The organism is Micrococcus sp. KRD096, from assembly GCF_017168495.1.
In the GTDB taxonomy this organism is placed as follows: domain Bacteria; phylum Actinomycetota; class Actinomycetes; order Actinomycetales; family Micrococcaceae; genus Micrococcus; species Micrococcus luteus.
On record NZ_JABFAY010000010.1, the window covers coordinates 133,210 to 148,809 of the forward strand.

The 15,600-nt window shown below is 74.5% G+C and carries 16 protein-coding genes, 2 tRNA genes and 1 pseudogene; 11 read left to right on the forward strand and 8 right to left on the reverse strand.

Annotation, left to right across the window (positions count from 1 at the left end):
- Together J1M41_RS04800 and J1M41_RS04805 are read right to left on the reverse strand one after the other, a co-directional pair.
- Positions 1-2,081 (reverse strand): bifunctional UDP-sugar hydrolase/5'-nucleotidase (locus J1M41_RS04800; RefSeq protein ID WP_206451280.1); only part of this gene is annotated, 2,081 nt, incomplete at its 3' end.
- A 142-nt stretch (positions 2,082-2,223) separates the two neighbouring features.
- Positions 2,224-2,311 (reverse strand) — tRNA-Ser (locus J1M41_RS04805).
- A gap of 136 nt (positions 2,312-2,447) precedes the next feature.
- On the opposite strand from J1M41_RS04805, the gene J1M41_RS04810 reads away from it, so the two are divergent.
- Positions 2,448-3,509 carry an NAD(P)H-quinone oxidoreductase gene (locus J1M41_RS04810; RefSeq protein ID WP_081097720.1) on the forward strand — a complete coding sequence of 354 codons (1,062 nt, stop codon included), beginning with the start codon at positions 2,448-2,450 and terminating at the stop codon, positions 3,507-3,509.
- Positions 3,506-3,955, forward strand: coding sequence for a hypothetical protein (locus tag J1M41_RS04815; RefSeq protein ID WP_206451265.1), 450 nt, complete (start codon positions 3,506-3,508; stop codon positions 3,953-3,955). The genes J1M41_RS04810 and J1M41_RS04815 overlap by 4 nt, the downstream gene beginning before the upstream one ends.
- A 74-nt stretch (positions 3,956-4,029) precedes the next feature.
- Here the strand turns inward: J1M41_RS04815 and J1M41_RS04820 are convergent.
- Positions 4,030-4,103: transfer RNA gene (locus J1M41_RS04820), tRNA-Thr, on the reverse strand.
- A gap of 225 nt (positions 4,104-4,328) precedes the next feature.
- On the opposite strand from J1M41_RS04820, the gene J1M41_RS04825 reads away from it, so the two are divergent.
- Positions 4,329-5,006, forward strand: coding sequence for an HAD family hydrolase (locus J1M41_RS04825; protein WP_206451266.1), 678 nt, complete (start codon positions 4,329-4,331; stop codon positions 5,004-5,006).
- Positions 5,007-5,035: 29 nt separating this feature from the next.
- Here J1M41_RS04825 and J1M41_RS04830 read toward each other — a convergent pair whose 3' ends face one another.
- Both J1M41_RS04830 and tmk read right to left on the reverse strand, forming a co-directional pair.
- Positions 5,036-6,226, reverse strand: coding sequence for a DNA polymerase III subunit delta' (locus J1M41_RS04830; RefSeq protein ID WP_206451267.1), 1,191 nt, complete (start codon positions 6,224-6,226; stop codon positions 5,036-5,038).
- Complete coding sequence (tmk, locus tag J1M41_RS04835) at positions 6,223-6,882, reverse strand: dTMP kinase (protein ID WP_206451268.1); 660 nt, start codon at positions 6,880-6,882, stop codon at positions 6,223-6,225. Before tmk ends, J1M41_RS04830 begins: the two co-directional genes overlap by 4 nt.
- Positions 6,883-6,963: 81 nt before the next feature.
- Between tmk and J1M41_RS04840 the strand changes: the two genes are divergently transcribed.
- Positions 6,964-7,260 carry a DUF2516 family protein gene (locus J1M41_RS04840; RefSeq protein WP_180537524.1) on the forward strand — a complete coding sequence of 99 codons (297 nt, stop codon included), beginning with the start codon at positions 6,964-6,966 and terminating at the stop codon, positions 7,258-7,260.
- Between the two features lie 25 nt (positions 7,261-7,285).
- Here the strand turns inward: J1M41_RS04840 and J1M41_RS04845 are convergent, their stop codons facing one another.
- Positions 7,286-8,128: a class I SAM-dependent methyltransferase gene (locus J1M41_RS04845; protein WP_206451269.1), complete on the reverse strand. Its 843-nt coding sequence runs from the start codon at positions 8,126-8,128 to the stop codon at positions 7,286-7,288.
- Positions 8,129-8,177: 49 nt separating this feature from the next.
- Here J1M41_RS04845 and J1M41_RS04850 point away from each other — a divergent pair, with 49 nt between their 5' ends.
- On the forward strand, positions 8,178-8,936 hold the full coding sequence (locus J1M41_RS04850) for a phosphoglyceromutase (RefSeq protein WP_041104716.1): 759 nt from the start codon (positions 8,178-8,180) through the stop codon (positions 8,934-8,936).
- A 62-nt stretch (positions 8,937-8,998) separates the two neighbouring features.
- Here J1M41_RS04850 and phoU read toward each other — a convergent pair whose 3' ends face one another.
- Positions 8,999-9,667, reverse strand: a complete 669-nt coding sequence (gene phoU, locus J1M41_RS04855) for a phosphate signaling complex protein PhoU (protein ID WP_036316039.1) — start codon at positions 9,665-9,667, stop codon at positions 8,999-9,001.
- Between the two features lie 163 nt (positions 9,668-9,830).
- On the opposite strand from phoU, the gene J1M41_RS04860 reads away from it, so the two are divergent.
- Both J1M41_RS04860 and J1M41_RS04865 read left to right on the forward strand, forming a co-directional pair.
- On the forward strand, positions 9,831-11,060 hold the full coding sequence (locus J1M41_RS04860; protein WP_036384686.1) for a cell wall metabolism sensor histidine kinase WalK: 1,230 nt from the start codon (positions 9,831-9,833) through the stop codon (positions 11,058-11,060).
- The gene (locus J1M41_RS04865; RefSeq protein ID WP_002858071.1) at positions 11,057-11,737 is read left to right on the forward strand and encodes a response regulator transcription factor; all 681 of its coding nucleotides are present in this window, start codon (positions 11,057-11,059) and stop codon (positions 11,735-11,737) included. The genes J1M41_RS04860 and J1M41_RS04865 overlap by 4 nt, the downstream gene beginning before the upstream one ends.
- 91 nt (positions 11,738-11,828) lie before the next feature.
- On the opposite strand, the gene J1M41_RS04870 is transcribed toward J1M41_RS04865, so the two are convergent.
- Entirely contained in the window at positions 11,829-12,380 is a 552-nt protein-coding gene (locus tag J1M41_RS04870; RefSeq protein WP_036384688.1) for a hypothetical protein, read from the reverse strand.
- Positions 12,381-12,581: 201 nt separating this feature from the next.
- Between J1M41_RS04870 and J1M41_RS04875 the strand changes: the two genes are divergently transcribed.
- The 4 genes and pseudogenes from J1M41_RS04875 to cysS all read left to right on the forward strand — a co-directional run.
- Entirely contained in the window at positions 12,582-13,064 is a 483-nt protein-coding gene (locus tag J1M41_RS04875) for a CarD family transcriptional regulator (RefSeq protein WP_036384689.1), read from the forward strand.
- A 124-nt stretch (positions 13,065-13,188) separates the two neighbouring features.
- A pseudogene (locus J1M41_RS04880) lies at positions 13,189-13,875 on the forward strand (2-C-methyl-D-erythritol 4-phosphate cytidylyltransferase); the annotation flags it as partial.
- Between the two features lie 112 nt (positions 13,876-13,987).
- On the forward strand, positions 13,988-14,461 hold the full coding sequence (ispF, locus tag J1M41_RS04885) for a 2-C-methyl-D-erythritol 2,4-cyclodiphosphate synthase (RefSeq protein WP_342214068.1): 474 nt from the start codon (positions 13,988-13,990) through the stop codon (positions 14,459-14,461).
- Positions 14,462-14,534: 73 nt separating this feature from the next.
- Positions 14,535-15,600 (forward strand): cysteine--tRNA ligase (cysS, locus tag J1M41_RS04890; RefSeq protein WP_206451270.1); only part of this gene is annotated, 1,066 nt, incomplete at its 3' end.

The window sequence follows — 15,600 nt, forward strand, 5'->3', positions numbered from 1 at the left end:
GGCTGCTCCGGCTCGGTGGGGGCCGGGGCCGCGGTGACCTCGAGGGCATGGCGCACCACGGTCGTGCTGCCGTCGGCGTAGCGCACGGTCATCACCAGCTCGCCCGTGCCCGCGGCGGCGGGGGCGGTGATCCCGGAGAGCGTGACGGTCTCGGAGCCCGCGGGGACGGCCACGGTGCCCAGGCCGGTCTCGGTGCCCTCGGCCGTGCGGAAGGCGACGTCGACCGCGGTCGCCGCGGGGGCGCCGTCGGAGTCCACCACGAGGTCCCCGAGGGTCAGGCCGACGGCCTGCCCGGCCTCGACCGAGGCGGGGGCGTCGGTGACCGGCACGCCGTTCTTGCCGAAGTCCGGGGTGACGGCGCCGCGGGCCGCGTCCTGGGCGCGGGCGTAGTCCGTGATCGCCTGGGAGTCCAGGAGGCCCATGTTCACGAAGTTCTGGCGGCCGGTCGCGAAGGCGGTGTAGCCGTCGGGGGCCTTGGTCGGGTCCCCGAGCGTCGTCCAGGTGTCGTCGGCCAGGAACGACTGGCTGGCCACCGTGTACATGCGGTCCGCCTGGAGCGGCTCGCCGTCGATCCACACGCCGGTCACCTTGTCCCCCTGCGGGCGGGACTCGTCGTAGGTCCAGGTCAGCTCCTCGGACCAACCGAGGGTGAACTTGCGCACGTCGTTCCGCCAGTTCTCCTCGAGGGCCAGCTTGATGGAGGAGCCCGGGATGTCGAAGTAGGTGATGGTGTTGCCGAACGGCGCCATGTCGAACAGCTCGCCCAGGGTGAGGCGACCGACGAGGTCGGCCGGCTTGGCCGGGAACGCGCCGCCGTCGGTGAAGCGGTCCGTCAGCAGCTCGGAGCGCAGGCCGCCGGGGTTGGTCACGCCGAGATCCACCTCGGGGTTCGCCTGCTCGGCGGCGTGCTTGACGGCGTCGCCCACCCAGGTGCCCAGGGTGGTCTCGGCCGCGCGCGTGCCGCCGGCCTTCCAGGAGCCGCCGGCGTCGATCAGCTTCTGGTAGTCGGTGGTGATGGAGGCGGACAGGTCGGCCACGACCTCGCCCTGCAGGTCCTCGAAGACCGCGACGGCCTCCTGCTCGATCGCGTACACCTGGGCGGTGACGGGGGATTCCGCGGCGGCCTCGGCGGGGGCCTGCGTGGACCGGGCCAGCAGGCGCGGGGTGAGCCCGGTGACCTCGCCGTCGGCGCCCACGGTCAGCTCGACGGCGGCCAGGTGGCTGCCGGAGGCGCCCGCCTGGATCACGGGGCGGTGGGCGCCGCCGGCCGCGGTGTCGTACTGGTAGAGCTGGTGGGTGTGGGCGTTGAAGATGACGTCCACGGCGGAGGAGGTCTCGCCGACGATGCGGTCGAACTCGGCCCGGGCCGCCCGCTCGGCGGCCAGCTCGCCCGCCCCGGCGGCGCCGTCGTGGTACGAGGCCACGATCACGTCGGCGGCGTCCTGGGCCTCCAGCTCGTCCGCGACCGCGTTCACGGCGGCGACCTCGTCGAGGACCTCGTTGCCCTTCAGGCCCGCGCCGGTGGTGGTCGCGTACAGCTCGTTGGGGGAGGCACCGATGACCGCGACGCGCACGCCGTCGACGTCGAAGACGGCGTGCGAGGTGAGGACGGGCTCCTTGCTCGTCGGGTCCACCAGGTTGGCGGAGAGCACCGGGAACTGGGCCCGGGACTCCACACGGCCCTGCAGGTCGTCCAGGCCCTTGTCGAACTCGTGGTTGCCGGCGGTCAGCGAGGCCAGGCCGAGCGCGTTCATCACGTCGATCGTCGGGTTGTCCTGCTGCACGTTGGACACGGACTTCGAGCCACCGATCAGGTCGCCGGCGCTGGTCAGCAGCGTGGAGCCGGCGCCGTGCTCGGCCTCGAACGCGGTGCGGTAGTCCTCCACGGTGTCCGCGAACTGCGTGCCGATGTAGTCCGCGGACAGCGCGCCGTGGAAGTCGTTGAAGGACAGGATCGAGATGGTGGTCTCGTCCGCGGCGGCCGTCTCGACGGCCAGGGCGGGCGCCGCGCTCGCGGGCGCGAGGACGAGGACGGTGCAGGCGGCCGTGGTGACGGCACGGCGGCGGAACAGGCTGGGCATGGCTCTCCCCGGGATGCGTGATGACAGAGGTGCGCCGCCGGTGGACGGCGGGGTGACGCGCGGAGTCCATCACATCCAGGTGGCCTCCAGGTGAACGAGAGGCGGCGGGCCGTCCGGCCCGCCGCCTCTCGTCGTGTGCACGCGGATGGTGAGGGATTCGAACCCTCGGCACGGGGTCACCGCGCACCGGTTTTCAAGACCGGCTCCTTCGGCCGCTCGGACAACCATCCCGGGCCTGACCGCGACGGCGTGGGCCGCCGCGTCGAGGACCCACTCTAGCCCGTGGCCCGGCGGGCGACCGGTGGCGAGTCCGGCCCCCGCGCGCGAGGATGGACCCTCGACCCCCGACCAGAGGAGGAGACCCCCATGGACGTCCCCGCACAGATGCGCGCCGTGCGATTCACCGGTGCCGGCGATAACGGCGTCGTCCGCGTGGGCCACGAGCCCGTGCCGGACCCCGGCCCGGGCGAGGTGCTGGTGCACGTGGCCGCCGCGGGTCTCAACCGCGCGGACATCGCGCAGCGCGAGGGCCGCTATCCGCCGCCGCGCGGCGCCTCCGAGATCCCCGGGCTCGAGGTCTCCGGCACCGTGGCGGCGCTGGGACCCGAGGCCGGGATGCCGGGGGAGGGGCGCTTCGCCGTCGGTGACCGGGTGTGCGCTCTCCTGGCCGGCGGGGGCTTCGCCGAGTACGTCGCCGTGCCGGCGGGCCAGCTCATGGCCGTCCCCGACGGCGTCGGCCTCGTCGAGGCGGCGGCCCTGCCGGAGGTCGCCTGCACGGTGCACTCGGCGCTCGTGGGCCGTGCGGGCGTGCAGGCCGGGGACCGGGTGCTCGTGCACGGCGCCACCGGCGGCATCGGCTCCTTCGCCGTCCAGTTCCTCGCCGCGCTCGGTGCACGGGTGCTGGGCACCGCCGGCGGCCCGGAGAAGGTGGCGCTCGGTCGGCGGCTGGGCGCCGAGCACATGTTCGACCACCGCGCCGCCGAGTCCGGTGCCTTCGCCCCGTGGGTCAAGGAGGTCACGGACGGCCACGGCGCGGACGTCATCCTCGACGTCGTCGGCGCCCCGTACCTGGCGCCCAACGTGTCCGCGCTCGCCCCCGAGGGACGCATCGTGACGCTCGCGGTCCAGGGCGGCGCCGTCCCGGAGGACTTCAACATCATGAAGCTGGTGGTCAAGCGCGGCTGGCTCACGGGGGCGACGCTCCGCTCCCGCTCGGTCGTGGACAAGGCCGGGATCGTGGCCGCGGCCGAACGTGCCGTGTGGCCCCTGGTGGCGGCGGGCCGCATCGACGCGAGCGTCGGGGCGTGCTTCCCGCTCGCCGAGGCCGCCGAGGCGTTCGACTGGTTCGACTCCGCCACCCGCACGGGCAAGGTCGTGCTCGTCACCGACCCCGCCGACGCGCGCCGGCCGTCCGGCGACCGCGCATGAGGGGGCCCTTCGCACGCTTCCGTCAGGAGCGTGCCGACGACCGCGAGCTCGGCACGGGGCTGTGGCGCCGTGCCCACGACCGACTCGGCCGGGCCCTGGGCCGCTACTGGCAGGTGCTGGAGGGCCAGCGGGGCACGGACGTGCTGAGCCCCGAGGAGCGCAACGGCGTGGTCCACGCCGGTAACGTCCTCACGGAACGGCTCCCCGCGGTCCGCGCCCTGTGCGTCCGCCTGCACCGGGACCACGAGGGCGACGGCGAGCACATCCCGGCCGAGGCCGCCGACGTCCACCGTGAGCTCTCCCGCGCCGCGCACGAGCTGGCCGCCACCGCCCAGGCCCTCGCCCTGTACCGGCTCGGTCAGGGCTCGGCGGAGTCGGTCGGCCGGCACGCCGAACGCACCCTCGGCCACCTGGACCGGGCGGAGGAGCTGGGAGCCGGGCTCTGACGGCGGCGCGCCCCGGAGGGCCGGCCCGGAGACGAGAGGACCCCGCCGCGTGATCACGCGGCGGGGTCCGGGGGAGCCCCCTGCCGGATTCGAACCGGCGACCTGCTCTTTACGAGGGAGCTGCTCTGGCCAGCTGAGCTAAGGAGGCACGTGACCGTGAACGGCCACGGCTGACGAGCATACCGGTTTCGCGGCCCCGATTCCACCGCACGGCCGGGCGCGCGGGCCACCGAGTGTGGCCCGCCCCTTCTGCGGGCGTTCACCCCCAGGCCATGCCGCGGCCAGACGGGGACGGTTCCCTGGTGGGCACACACCGTCGACGGGAGACGCATGAGCCTGCCCCACGCCCCCCCCCGCCGCGGCCTCGTCAGCCGTGCCCCTCCGCCTGGCCGTGGTGGACATGTCCGGCACGTCCATCGTGGAGCACGGGCTCCAGGACACGGCGTTCGCCCGCACGTTGGACCAGCACGGCGTCCCGGCGGGCACGCCGGAGCACGACGACGCCGCGCGGCGGTTCCGTGCGCTCCGGCCCACCTCGCGCACGGCCGTGTTCCCCCGCGTGTTCGCCGACCGGGCGGTGGCCGCGGCGGCGACCCGCACGTTCGAGGCGACCTTCGACGCGCTGCTGGGCCAGCACGGCGTCCAGGCCGTGCCGGGTGCGGAGGAGGCGCTCGTCCGCCTGCGCGCCCTCGGCCTGCACGTGTGCCTCTGCACCGGCTACGCCCGCCACACCCAGAACATGATCCTCGAGTCGCTGGGGTGGATGGGCCTGGCGGATCTGAGCCTCTCCCCGGACGACGCCGGCCGCGGCGTCCCCTACCCGGACATGATCCTCACCGCCCTGCTCGGTCTCGACCTCGACGACGTCCGCAGCGTCCTCGTGGTCGGGGACACCGCGGAGGACATGACGGCCGGGCGCCGCGCGGGGGCCGGACTCGTGGTCGGCGTGCGCACGGGTCGCGACGCGGACGACGTCCTGCTGGCGGCGGGCGCGGACCGGGTGGTGCCGGGCCTGGCCGACGTGCCGGACCTGGTGGTCCGCACCCGCTGAGCCGGCGCCGGCCCGCCCCGCGCGGCCGCTCAGCGACGTCGCGGGGTGCGCACCCGGCGGGGCAGCAGCGCCAGCATCATGGCTTCGAGGGCCAGCTGCTCCGGCACGTTGGCGACGATGCGCTCCCGGGCCGTGGTGACGGCGTCGATCCGGGCGAGCACCTCGGCCGAGTCGCCGGCGGCGCCGCGGGCGTACGCCTCGATCTCGTCCCGACGGTGCTCGTTGATGAGCTCGCCCTCGGCCCCCAGCTGCACGCGCAGCACGTCCCGGAACAGGCCCATGACGTCGATCATGGCCCGGTCCAGCGAGTCCCGGACGGCGCGGCGCCGCCGGCGGGTCTGGTCCTCCTCGAGCCGTTTGACGTGGTGGCGGAGCTTGGGTGGGACGGGCTCACCGGGCTCGAGGCCCAGGGAGCGGCGCAGCGCCTCGAGCTCCTCGGCGTCCCGGGCTTCGGCGGCGGACTCGGCCTCGGCCTTGGACACCTCGGCCAACGTGGCGGCCAGGGCCATCGCGTCGGAGACGGCGGTGGCCTGGAGCGGCAGGGAGAGGATGCGCTCGCGGCGTTCGAGGGCCTCCGGGTCCCGCGCGAGGCGGCGGGCCATGCCCACGTGCGACTGGGAGATCCGGGCGGTGGTGAGCGCCGTCTCGCGGTCCAGCCCGTCGCGGCGGTGCAGCAGCTCCGCCACCTGCTCCACGGCGGGGATGCTCAGCGTGATCAGCCGGCAGCGGGAGCGGACGGTGGGGAGCACGTCCGCGGGGGACGGGGCGCACAGCATCCAGATCGTGCGGGCCGGCGGCTCCTCGATGGCCTTGAGCAGCACGTTCGTGGCGCGCTCCGTCATGCGGTCCGCGTCCTCCATGAGGAAGATCCGCCAGCGCCCGGTGGCGGGGGTGGACTGGCCGGCCTCCACGAGGGCGCGGACGTCCTCGATCCGATAGCTCACCGCCTCGGTGGCCAACACGGTCACGTCCGGGTGGGTGCCGCCGAGGACGGTGCGGCACGCGTGGCACTCGCCGCAGCCGCGCGCCGCCGGGTCTGCGACCTCGCACTGCAGGGCCGCGGCGAACGCACGCGCCGCCGTCGACCGGCCGGAGCCGGGCGGGCCCGTGAACATCCAGGCGTGGGTGGGACGGTCCTCGGCCGCGGCGCGGCGCAGCTGGGCCACCGCGGCCTCCTGGCCCGCGAGGTCCGCGAACACGGCGGGGGCGGGGGCCGTCATCGGTCGGCCGCCTGGGCGGTGACGCGGGCCAGCGCGCGGGCGGTGAGCTCCTGCGGCGGCAGCGCGCCGTCGAGCACGAGGTACCGCTCGGGCGCGGCCGCCGCGCGCGCGAGGAAGGCGGCGCGCAGGGCCTCGTGCCGGTCCGCCGTCTCCCGCTCCATGCGGTCGGGGGTGCCCTCGCCCTCCGCCGCGCGCCGGTCACGCCGGTCCGCGGCGGTGGCCGCGTCCACGTCGATCAGCACCGTCAGATCGGGGACGAGGCCGTCCGTGGCCCACTCGTTCAGGGCGGCGATCCGCGCCTCGCCCAGCCCGCGCGCCGCGCCCTGGTAGGCCACGGACGAGTCCACATACCGGTCCGTGACGACGACGGCGCCCCGGGCCAGCGCGGGGCGCAGCGTGCGGACGGCGTGGGCGGACCGGGCCGCGGCGAACAGCAGCGCCTCGGTGCGGGGGTCCACGGGGGCGTGCCCGGGGTCCAGCAGCAGCCCCCGCAGCGTCTCGCCCAGGTCCGAGCCGCCGGGCTCGCGCGTGAGCACCACCTCGTGGCCCGCGGTGCGCAGGGCCTCGGTCAGGGCGCGGGCCTGGGTGGACTTGCCGGATCCGTCCGGTCCCTCGACGGCGACGAACAGGCCGCGATGCTCGGTCTGGGTGCTCACGCCTCGAGCCTAGACGCCGCCCCGGACGGGGAGGGAACCCGGCCGGGCCGACCGCCTAGACTGACCGGCATGAGCGCCCCCATGCACTTCGCCCTGCTCTTCGACCACTGGCTGTTCCGCGTCCTGGCGATCGCCGCGCTCGTGCTCGAGGTCTGGGCGCTGGTGGACGTCGTCCGGCGCCGCCCCGACGACTTCGCCCGCATCGGGGGCCGGGACAGGAGCTTCTGGCTGATCCTCACCGGCGTCGCCGCCGTCGTCGGGCTCCTCGGCGTGCTCGCCGGCGGCGGGATGGGCATGTTCGGCCTCGTGGCCGCGTGCGTGGCGTGCGTCTACCTCGCCGGCCCCCGCCAGGACATGGGCCCGGCCCTGCGCCGCTGAGGACCCCGCGCCACCGGCGCGGCCCTCATGACGACGGCGCCACCGCCGCCCAGCGCACGCTCAGCTCCCCGCGCCGCCACTGGTGCGGGCCGCCCAGCACGGGCCAGCCCGCCGCGCGCAGCGTGCCGACCGTCGCCAGCCACCGCTGCCGCGTCCCGTAGGCCGCGAGCGGGGCGTGCGCGGCCCACGCGGCGTCGGCCTCCGCCAGGAGTCGATGGACGGGCTCCCCGGGCACGTGCCGGTGGATGAGGACCTTCGGCAGGCGCGCCGCCACGTCCGAGGGGCGGGCGAAGGACCCCAGCCGGAGGGCCACGGTCAGGTTCGCGGGCCCGTCCCGACGCAGGTCCACCCAGGCCGCCCGCCGGCCGTCCTCGGAGCAGGTGCCCTCCACGAGGACGCCGTCGTCGGCGAGCCCCGCGCACAGCAGGGACCAGATCGCGGGCACGTCCTCCTCCCGGTACTGGCGCAGCACGTTGAACGCGCGCACCACGGTGGGCGGCCGCGGCACGGGCAGCTCGAAGCCGCCGACCGCCCAGGTGACCCCCGGCAGGCCGCCGGCCCGCTCCCGCGCCCGGGCCACCCGAGCGGGGTCGATCTCGAGGCCCACCAGCTCGAGGGCCGGGTTCTGCACGCGCAGCCGCTGGGCCATCTCGACGGCGGTCACCGGCTCCGCGCCGAAGCCCAGGTCCACGGCCAGCGGCCGGGGCGTGCGCCGCAGCAGGGGGCCGTGCACGTCCGTGAGCCAGCGGTCCACCCGGCGCATCCGCTGCGCCGCCGTCGTGCCGCGGGTGATGTGGCCCTGCGGGCCCCGTGCCGGGCCGGGGCCGGGCGTCGTGCGCGCGCGCAGCCGCCGGGCCTTCTCCACCATGGGTTCCAGCGTAGGGGAGCGGCGGGACGGGTCCGCCTAGGATGGTGACATGGCGAACACCACGTACACGCTGGTCCTGCTGCGGCACGGTCAGAGCGAATGGAACGAGAAGAACCTGTTCACCGGCTGGGTGGACGTCCCGCTGACCGAGAAGGGGCGCGCCGAGGCCGCCCGCGGCGGTGAGCTGCTGGAAGCGGAGGGCATCCGCCCGGACGTGGTCCACACGTCCCTGCTCAAGCGCGCCATCACCACGGCCAACCTGGCCCTCGAGGCCGCGGACCGCCAGTGGATCCCGGTCAAGCGCAGCTGGCGCCTGAACGAGCGCCACTACGGCGCCCTCCAGGGCAAGGACAAGGCCCAGGTGAAGGAGGAGTTCGGCGAGGAGCAGTTCATGGTCTGGCGCCGGTCCTTCGACACCCCGCCGCCCGCCCTGGACGACGACTCCGAGTTCTCCCAGGTCGGCGACGAGCGCTACGCGGATCTGGGCAAGGACGCCCCCCGCACCGAGGCCCTCAAGCAGGTCATCGACCGCCTGCTGCCCTACTGGGAGGAGCAGGTCCTGCCCGACCTCAAGGCCGGCAAGACCGTGCTGATCGCCGCGCACGGCAACTCACTGCGCGCCCTGGTCAAGCACCTGGACGGTATCTCGGACGAGGACATCGCGGGCCTGAACATCCCGACGGGCATCCCGCTGGTCTACGAGCTGGACCAGAACTTCAAGCCGATCACCGCGAACGGCCGCTACCTCGACCCGGAGGCCGCCGCGGCCGGCGCCGCCGCCGTGGCCGCGCAGGGCTCCGCGCACTGACGCGGCCGACGACGACGGGCCGGGACCCCGCCTGGGGGCCCGGCCCGTGGCGTCGGGGACGGTCAGGAGCCGGTGGCGTCCGGGCGGTGGGTCGCCCACTCGCCCGTGACGAGGTAGCGCACCTTGGCGGCCACGGACAGGCCGTGGTCCGTGAACCGCTCGAGGTAGCGCGAGGCCAGCGTGACGTCCGTGGTGGTGGCCGGCGTCGCGCTCCAGTCCGGGGCGGCGATCGCGCGGAAGACGGACAGGTGCAGCGCGTTGACGTCCTCGTTGAGGGCATCGATCCGGTCCCCGTGCGCCAGGTCCTGGGTCTCGAGCAGCAGGACGACCTCCTCGGCCACCTCCACGGCGGCGTCGCACATCGCGGTGATCACGGTCCGGACCTGTTCCGGGATGACGTGCTCGGGGTAGCGCAGCCGGGTCAGCTGGGCCACGTGGCGGGCGAGGTCGCCCATGCGCTCGAGCGAGGAGCTCATCCGCAGCGTGGCGACGACGGTGCGCAGGTCCGTGGCCACGGGCGCCTGCAGCGCCAGGATGCGCACGGCCTGCTCGTCGAGGGACTCCTGCAGCTGGTCGATCCGCGCGTCCTCCGAGATGACCCGTTCGGCGCCGTGCACGTCGGCCGCCTCGAGGGCGGCCTGCGCGTCCATCATGGCGCGGTGCACGAGGCGGGCGATCTCGGTCAGGTCGCGGCCCAGCCGTTCGAGGTCGGCTCGGTAGAGCTCGCGCATGGTCTCCTCTCCCCGGCGACGCCCGTGCGCCGCCGCCCCCGACTCCCCGGGGCAACGGTCCACCCTGGCAGGGCAAGATGAACGGCCCATGAACGCCGATCGTCCGGCGTCTGGCGACGCCGGGGCAGCCCGTCTCCGGGCCGCCAGAGGCTAGTCTGGTGCCGTGGATCCCGTCATCATCGGCCTGCTGTGCGGAGCGGTCGGACTGTTCACCGGAGTGGCCTCCATGCTGGCCTTCCGGGCGTCCGAGCGCTCGCGGACGGTGGACCTGACGGTCGGCGAGCCCACCCTCGCCCCGGGCGCCGCCGAGGTCCTCTCCGTGGTCGGCCGCGCGTACGCGGTGGTGGACGACGTCGACGGCGTGGTGCGGGCGAACCCCGCGGCCTACGCCCTGGGTCTCGTGCGGGGGCACTCGCTCGTCCAGGACCAGCTGCGGGAGCTCACGCGGACCGTGCGGGCCGACGGTGTCATCGTCGAGCGCCGCATGGAGCTGCCCCGAGGACCCCTCGGGCAGTCGAGCCTCGTCGTCGAGCTGCGCGTGGCCCCGCTGGACGAGGAGTACATCCTGATCCTCGCCGACGACCGCACGGACGTGACCCGCACCGAGGCCATGCGCCACGACTTCGTCGTCAACGTCTCGCACGAGCTCAAGACGCCGGTGGGCGCCATCTCCCTGCTCTCCGAGGCCATCGGCGACGCCGCGGAGGACGAGGAGGCGGTGCGTCGCTTCGCCGCACGCCTGGGCGTCGAGTCCCGCCGGCTCTCGGCCCTCGTGCAGGACATCATCGAGTTCTCCCGGCTGCAGGCCAAGGACGTGGTCCAGGACGGGGGGCCCGTGGACCTCAACGCCGTCGTCGCCGACGCCGTGGACCGCCTGCGCCTGACCGCCGAGGACCGCGGCATCGCGCTGCGCGTGGGCGGCCGCGTGGACGCGGTGGTGCACGGGGACCAGGACCAGCTGATGACCGCGGTGCGCAACCTGGTGGACAACGCGGTGCGCTACTCCCCGGAGGGCACCACGGTGGGCATCGGCCTGAGCTCCGTGGACGGGCTCGCCCAGGTCACCGTCACGGACCAGGGCATCGGCATCAGTCCGGAGGAGCAGGAGCGGGTCTTCGAACGCTTCTACCGCGTGGACGCGGCGCGGTCGCGTCAGACGGGCGGCACGGGCCTGGGGCTGAGCATCGTCAAGCACGTCGTCATCAACCACGGAGGGGAGGTCACCCTCTGGTCCCAGCCGGGCCGCGGGTCGACCTTCACCATCCGCCTGCCCGAGTGGGGGGACGGTGTCGCCGTCGACGGCGCGCCGGGTGCCGCCCACGTCACCGAGCGGCGCGGTCACCGGGTGACCGCCTCGGCCGCACCCCCGACCCGGAAGGAGACGAGCGCATGAGCCGCATTCTGATCGTGGAGGACGAGGAGTCGTTCAGCGACCCCCTGTCCTACCTCCTGGAGAAGGAGGGGTTCGAGGTCACCGTCGCCGCCGACGGCAACGAGGCGCTGAGCGTCTTCGAGCGCGACAGCGCGGACCTGATCCTCCTGGACCTGATGCTCCCGGGGATGTCCGGCACCGAGGTGTGCCGTCAGGTGCGCCAGCGCTCCAACGTCCCCGTGATCATGCTGACCGCGAAGGACTCGGAGATCGACAAGGTCGTCGGCCTCGAGCTCGGGGCGGACGACTACGTGACCAAGCCGTACTCCTCGCGTGAGCTGGTGGCCCGCGTCCGCGCCGTGCTGCGCCGTCAGGGGGAGCAGGAGGAGCCGATGTCGGCGACCATCAGCGCCGGCCCCGTGCGCATGGACGTCGAGCGGCACGTCGTCTCCGTGGACGGCGAGCAGGTGTCCCTGCCGCTCAAGGAGTTCGAGCTGCTGGAGATGCTGCTGCGCAACGCCGGGCGCGTGCTCACCCGCGGCCAGCTGATCGACCGCGTGTGGGGCTCCGACTACGTGGGGGACACCAAGACCCTCGACGTGCACGTGAAGCGCCTGCGCTCCAAGATCGAGCCCGATCCCTCGAGCCCCCGCTACCTCGTCACGGTGCGCGGCCTGGGCTACAAGTTCGAGGCCTGACCGGGGCGCTCCGCCCGGGACGACGACGGCCCCGGCTCCACCTCACGGTGGGGCCGGGGCCGTGGCGTGCCGGGCGCAGGCCCGGCGGAGGTCAGTGCTCCTCGCCGTAGTGGTGGGTCTCCTCGTGGAGGTGCCCGACGAGATCCTCCTCCGAGGGCTCGACTCCCTCGGGGAGCAGGTCACGGTACTGCTCCTGGGTGGCGCTCAGCAGCGGGACGGCCAGGTCGGCGGTGCCGCCGTTGCCGGAGACGGTCACGGGCAGGTTCTCGCCGACCCACACGCCCTCGCGCTCCAGGACGGTCGTGTTCGCCTCGTCCTCGAGCTTGCGGCTCTCGCCGGCGGGGACCTTCAGGGTCGCGGAGCCGCCGCCCTCGGCCTGGAAGGTGTAGGTCTGATCCTGGCCGGAGGTGTTCTCCACGGTGCCGATCAGGCGGGCGGGGCCCGACTCGCCGTCGCCGACGAGGGCGAGGTTGCGGTAGCTCAGGAAGTCCTGCTCCTGGCCGTTGATGCCGTCCGAGGGGGAGTACTGGATGGCGGTGGCGATCGGGCTCACGGCGGAGCAGCCGGTGGCGCCCAGCAGGGCGACCGCGGCCAGCGCACCTGCGGCGAGGTGGCGCCGGGCGGGCCGGGATGCGTTCTTCACAGAGGTCTCCTCAGGTGCGATGACGTGCTCAGGAGCCCCGAGGCAGGGGCCCTGCCAGGTCAGGCTACCGCATCCAGGGACGCCGGCAGGCTTGTGGTGCGGGGTCGTCCACTATCACATCCGGAGGCCGAAGATGTGACGGCACGCGCGGCATGACGGGGCCGCATGATAGAATGAGACGACTGAAAGGGGCACAACAACATGGTTTTTGAGGTCGGAGAGACCGTCGTCTACCCCCACCACGGTGCTGCGCGGATCGAGGAGATCAAGATGCGCACCATCAAGGGGGAGGAGAAGATGTATCTCAAGCTCAAGGTGGCGCAGGGAGACCTGACCATCGAGGTCCCTGCGGAGAACGTCGACCTCGTCGGCGTGCGTGACGTCGTGGATGCGGAGGGGCTCGAGCACGTCATGGAGGTCCTGCGCGCCGAGCACGTGGAGGAGCCGACCAACTGGTCCCGCCGCTACAAGGCGAACCTGGAGAAGCTCGCCAGCGGCGACGTCAACAAGGTGGCCGAGGTCGTCCGCGACCTGTGGCGCCGCGACCAGGACCGCGGCCTGTCCGCCGGCGAGAAGCGCATGCTCGCGAAGGCCCGCCAGGTGCTCGTGTCCGAGCTGGCGCTGGCCAAGAAGGTCACCGAGGAGGAGGCCGAGGGTCGCCTGGACAAGGTGCTCGAGGGTTGACGAGCAGCACACGACAGGGGAGGGGCCCGCGTCCACGACGCGGGCCCCTCCCCTGTTTCGTCCCCGGCCGTCGCCGCCGGGGGTCCCGGGCCACGGACACCGGCGCGCTCCCTAGGATGAGGCCATGCCCACCGCCCTCGTGATCGCCGCCGCCGGCGCCGGCACCCGCCTCGGCGCCGGGCTGCCCAAGGCCCTCGCCCCCCTCGCGGACGGCCGCACCCTCCTGCACCACTGCCTGGCGTCCGTCGCCGCCGCACGCGCCGCCGGGCTCGCCCTCGACGCCGTCGTGGTGCTCACCCCGCCGGCGGGGGCCGACGCCGGCCGCGTGGCCGCCGAGGTCGACGCCGGCCCGCACCTGGACGTGCCCGTGCACTGCGTGCCGGGCGGCGCCGAGCGCGCGGACTCGGTCCGCGCCGGACTCACCGCGGCCTCCCGCGCTCTGGCCGACCTCGCCCCGGCGGGGGCGCCCCGCCGCGTCCTCGTCCACGACGCCGCCCGCGCGCTGACCCCGCCGAGCGTGTTCGGGGCCGTCACGGCGGCGCTCGAGACCGGCGTGGTCGCCGCGGTCCCGGGCCTGCCGCTGACGGACACCGTCAAGCAGGTCACCCCCGGACGGGGCGGCGTCGACGTCGTCGCGGCCACACCGGCCCGCGCCGAACTGCGCGCGATCCAGACGCCGCAGGGCTTCGATCTGGACACCCTGCTGGCGGCCCACGAGGCCGTGCGCACGGACCCCACGCTCGACGCCGCGGTGCTCACCGACGACGCGATGGTCATGGAGGCTGCGGGGCATGAGGTGGTGGTGGTGCCCGGCGACCCGGCCGCGTTCAAGGTCACCGCCCCCGCCGACCTCGACCTCGCCCGCCTCGAACTCGCCCGCCGCATCCCCCAGGAGGAGACTCCCATGGACCCCCCTGCCGCGCGTGGGGATCGGCACCGACGTGCACGCGTGGGCACCCGAGGATGCCCCCCGGCCCCTGTGGCTCGGCGGCATCCACTGGCCCGGCGAGCGTGGCGTGGCCGCGACCTCGGACGGGGACGTGGCCGCCCACGCGGCGTGCAACGCCCTGCTCTCCGCCGCCGGCCTCGGCGACCTCGGGGCCGTGTTCGGCGTCGACCGGCCGGAGATGGCGGACGCCTCCGGCGCGGACATGCTCCGCGAGGTGCTGCGCCTGCTGACGGAGGCGGGCGTCGCCGTCGGGAACGTGGCGGTCCAGGTGGTCGCCCCCCGGCCCAAGGTGGGCGCGCGCCGCGCGGAGATGGAGGCCGCCCTGTCCGCCGCCCTCGGCGGGGCCCCGGTGTCCGTCTCCGCGGCCACCACGGACCGGCTGGGGTTCATCGGGCGCAAGGAGGGGCTGGTCGGGATCGCGACCGCGCTCGTCGTCCCTGCGGCCTGAGCCCGCGCCGGCGCACCGACTAGGCTGGCAGAGCCCCGTCAGGACCCCGCCCCTCCGGAAGGACCGCGCCCCCATGGCCCAGCGCTTCTACGACACCCGCACCGCGCAGATCCGGGACTTCGAGCCCCTCGTGCCCGGTGAGGCGTCGGTGTACTACTGCGGGGCCACGGTGCAGGGCATGCCGCACGTGGGCCACGTGCGCAGCGCGATCGTGTTCGACATCCTCATCCGCTGGCTCGAGGCCACCGGGCTGCGCGTCACCTCGGTGCGGAACGTGACGGACATCGACGACAAGATCCTCGACCGCTCGGCAGACTCCCACGAGGCCGACTTCGAGGCGTCGGACCTCTACCCGGCCCGCGAGCCGTGGTGGGCTCTGGCCTACCGGTTCGAGAAGGCGTTCGACGCCGCCTACCTCGCCCTCGGCGTCCGCCGTCCCACCTACGAGCCGCGCGCCACCGGCCACGTGCCCGAGATGTTCGCGCTCATCGAGCGCCTGATGGAGCGCGGCCACGCCTACCCCGCGCAGGACGGCTCGGGCGACGTCTACTTCGACGTCCGGTCCTGGGAGCGCTACGGCGAGCTCACCCGCCAGCGCGTGGAGGACATGCAGGACGCGCCCGACGCCGACCCGCGCGGCAAGCGCGACCCCCGCGACTTCGCCCTGTGGAAGGGCGCCAAGCCCGGCGAGCCCGCCACCGCCGTGTGGGAGTCGCCCTGGGGCGCCGGCCGCCCCGGATGGCACCTGGAGTGCTCGGCCATGTCCACGAAGTACCTCGGCGCCGAGTTCGACATCCACGGCGGCGGCCTGGACCTGCGGTTCCCGCACCACGAGAACGAGCTGGCCCAGTCGGCGGCCGCCGGTGACGGCTTCGCCCGCTTCTGGCTGCACAACGGGCTCGTCACCTACGGCGGCGAGAAGATGTCCAAGTCCGTGGGCAACACGATCTCCCCCGAGGAGATGCTCGGCATGGCCCGCCCGACGGCGGTGCGCTACTTCCTGGGGCAGGCCCACTACCGCTCCCAGCTCGACTACCGGCCCGGCGCCCTCGACGAGGCCGAGGCCGCCGTCGAGCGCATCGAGGGCTTCACGGCCCGCGCCCGCGCCTCGATCTGCGAGCGGACGAGCGAGTCGAGGG

Coding starts and splice junctions, on each gene's coding strand:
- J1M41_RS04815 (WP_206451265.1), top strand. CDS start 3,506: ATGAGGGGGCCCTTCGCACGCTTCCGTCAGGAGCGTGCCGACGACCGC.
- J1M41_RS04845 (WP_206451269.1), bottom strand. CDS start 8,128: ATGGTGGAGAAGGCCCGGCGGCTGCGCGCGCGCACGACGCCCGGCCCC.
- J1M41_RS04840 (WP_180537524.1), top strand. CDS start 6,964: ATGCACTTCGCCCTGCTCTTCGACCACTGGCTGTTCCGCGTCCTGGCG.
- J1M41_RS04830 (WP_206451267.1), bottom strand. CDS start 6,226: ATGACGGCCCCCGCCCCCGCCGTGTTCGCGGACCTCGCGGGCCAGGAG.
- phoU (WP_036316039.1), bottom strand. CDS start 9,667: ATGCGCGAGCTCTACCGAGCCGACCTCGAACGGCTGGGCCGCGACCTG.
- J1M41_RS04850 (WP_041104716.1), top strand. CDS start 8,178: ATGGCGAACACCACGTACACGCTGGTCCTGCTGCGGCACGGTCAGAGC.
- J1M41_RS04865 (WP_002858071.1), top strand. CDS start 11,057: ATGAGCCGCATTCTGATCGTGGAGGACGAGGAGTCGTTCAGCGACCCC.
- J1M41_RS04810 (WP_081097720.1), top strand. CDS start 2,448: ATGGACGTCCCCGCACAGATGCGCGCCGTGCGATTCACCGGTGCCGGC.
- J1M41_RS04875 (WP_036384689.1), top strand. CDS start 12,582: ATGGTTTTTGAGGTCGGAGAGACCGTCGTCTACCCCCACCACGGTGCT.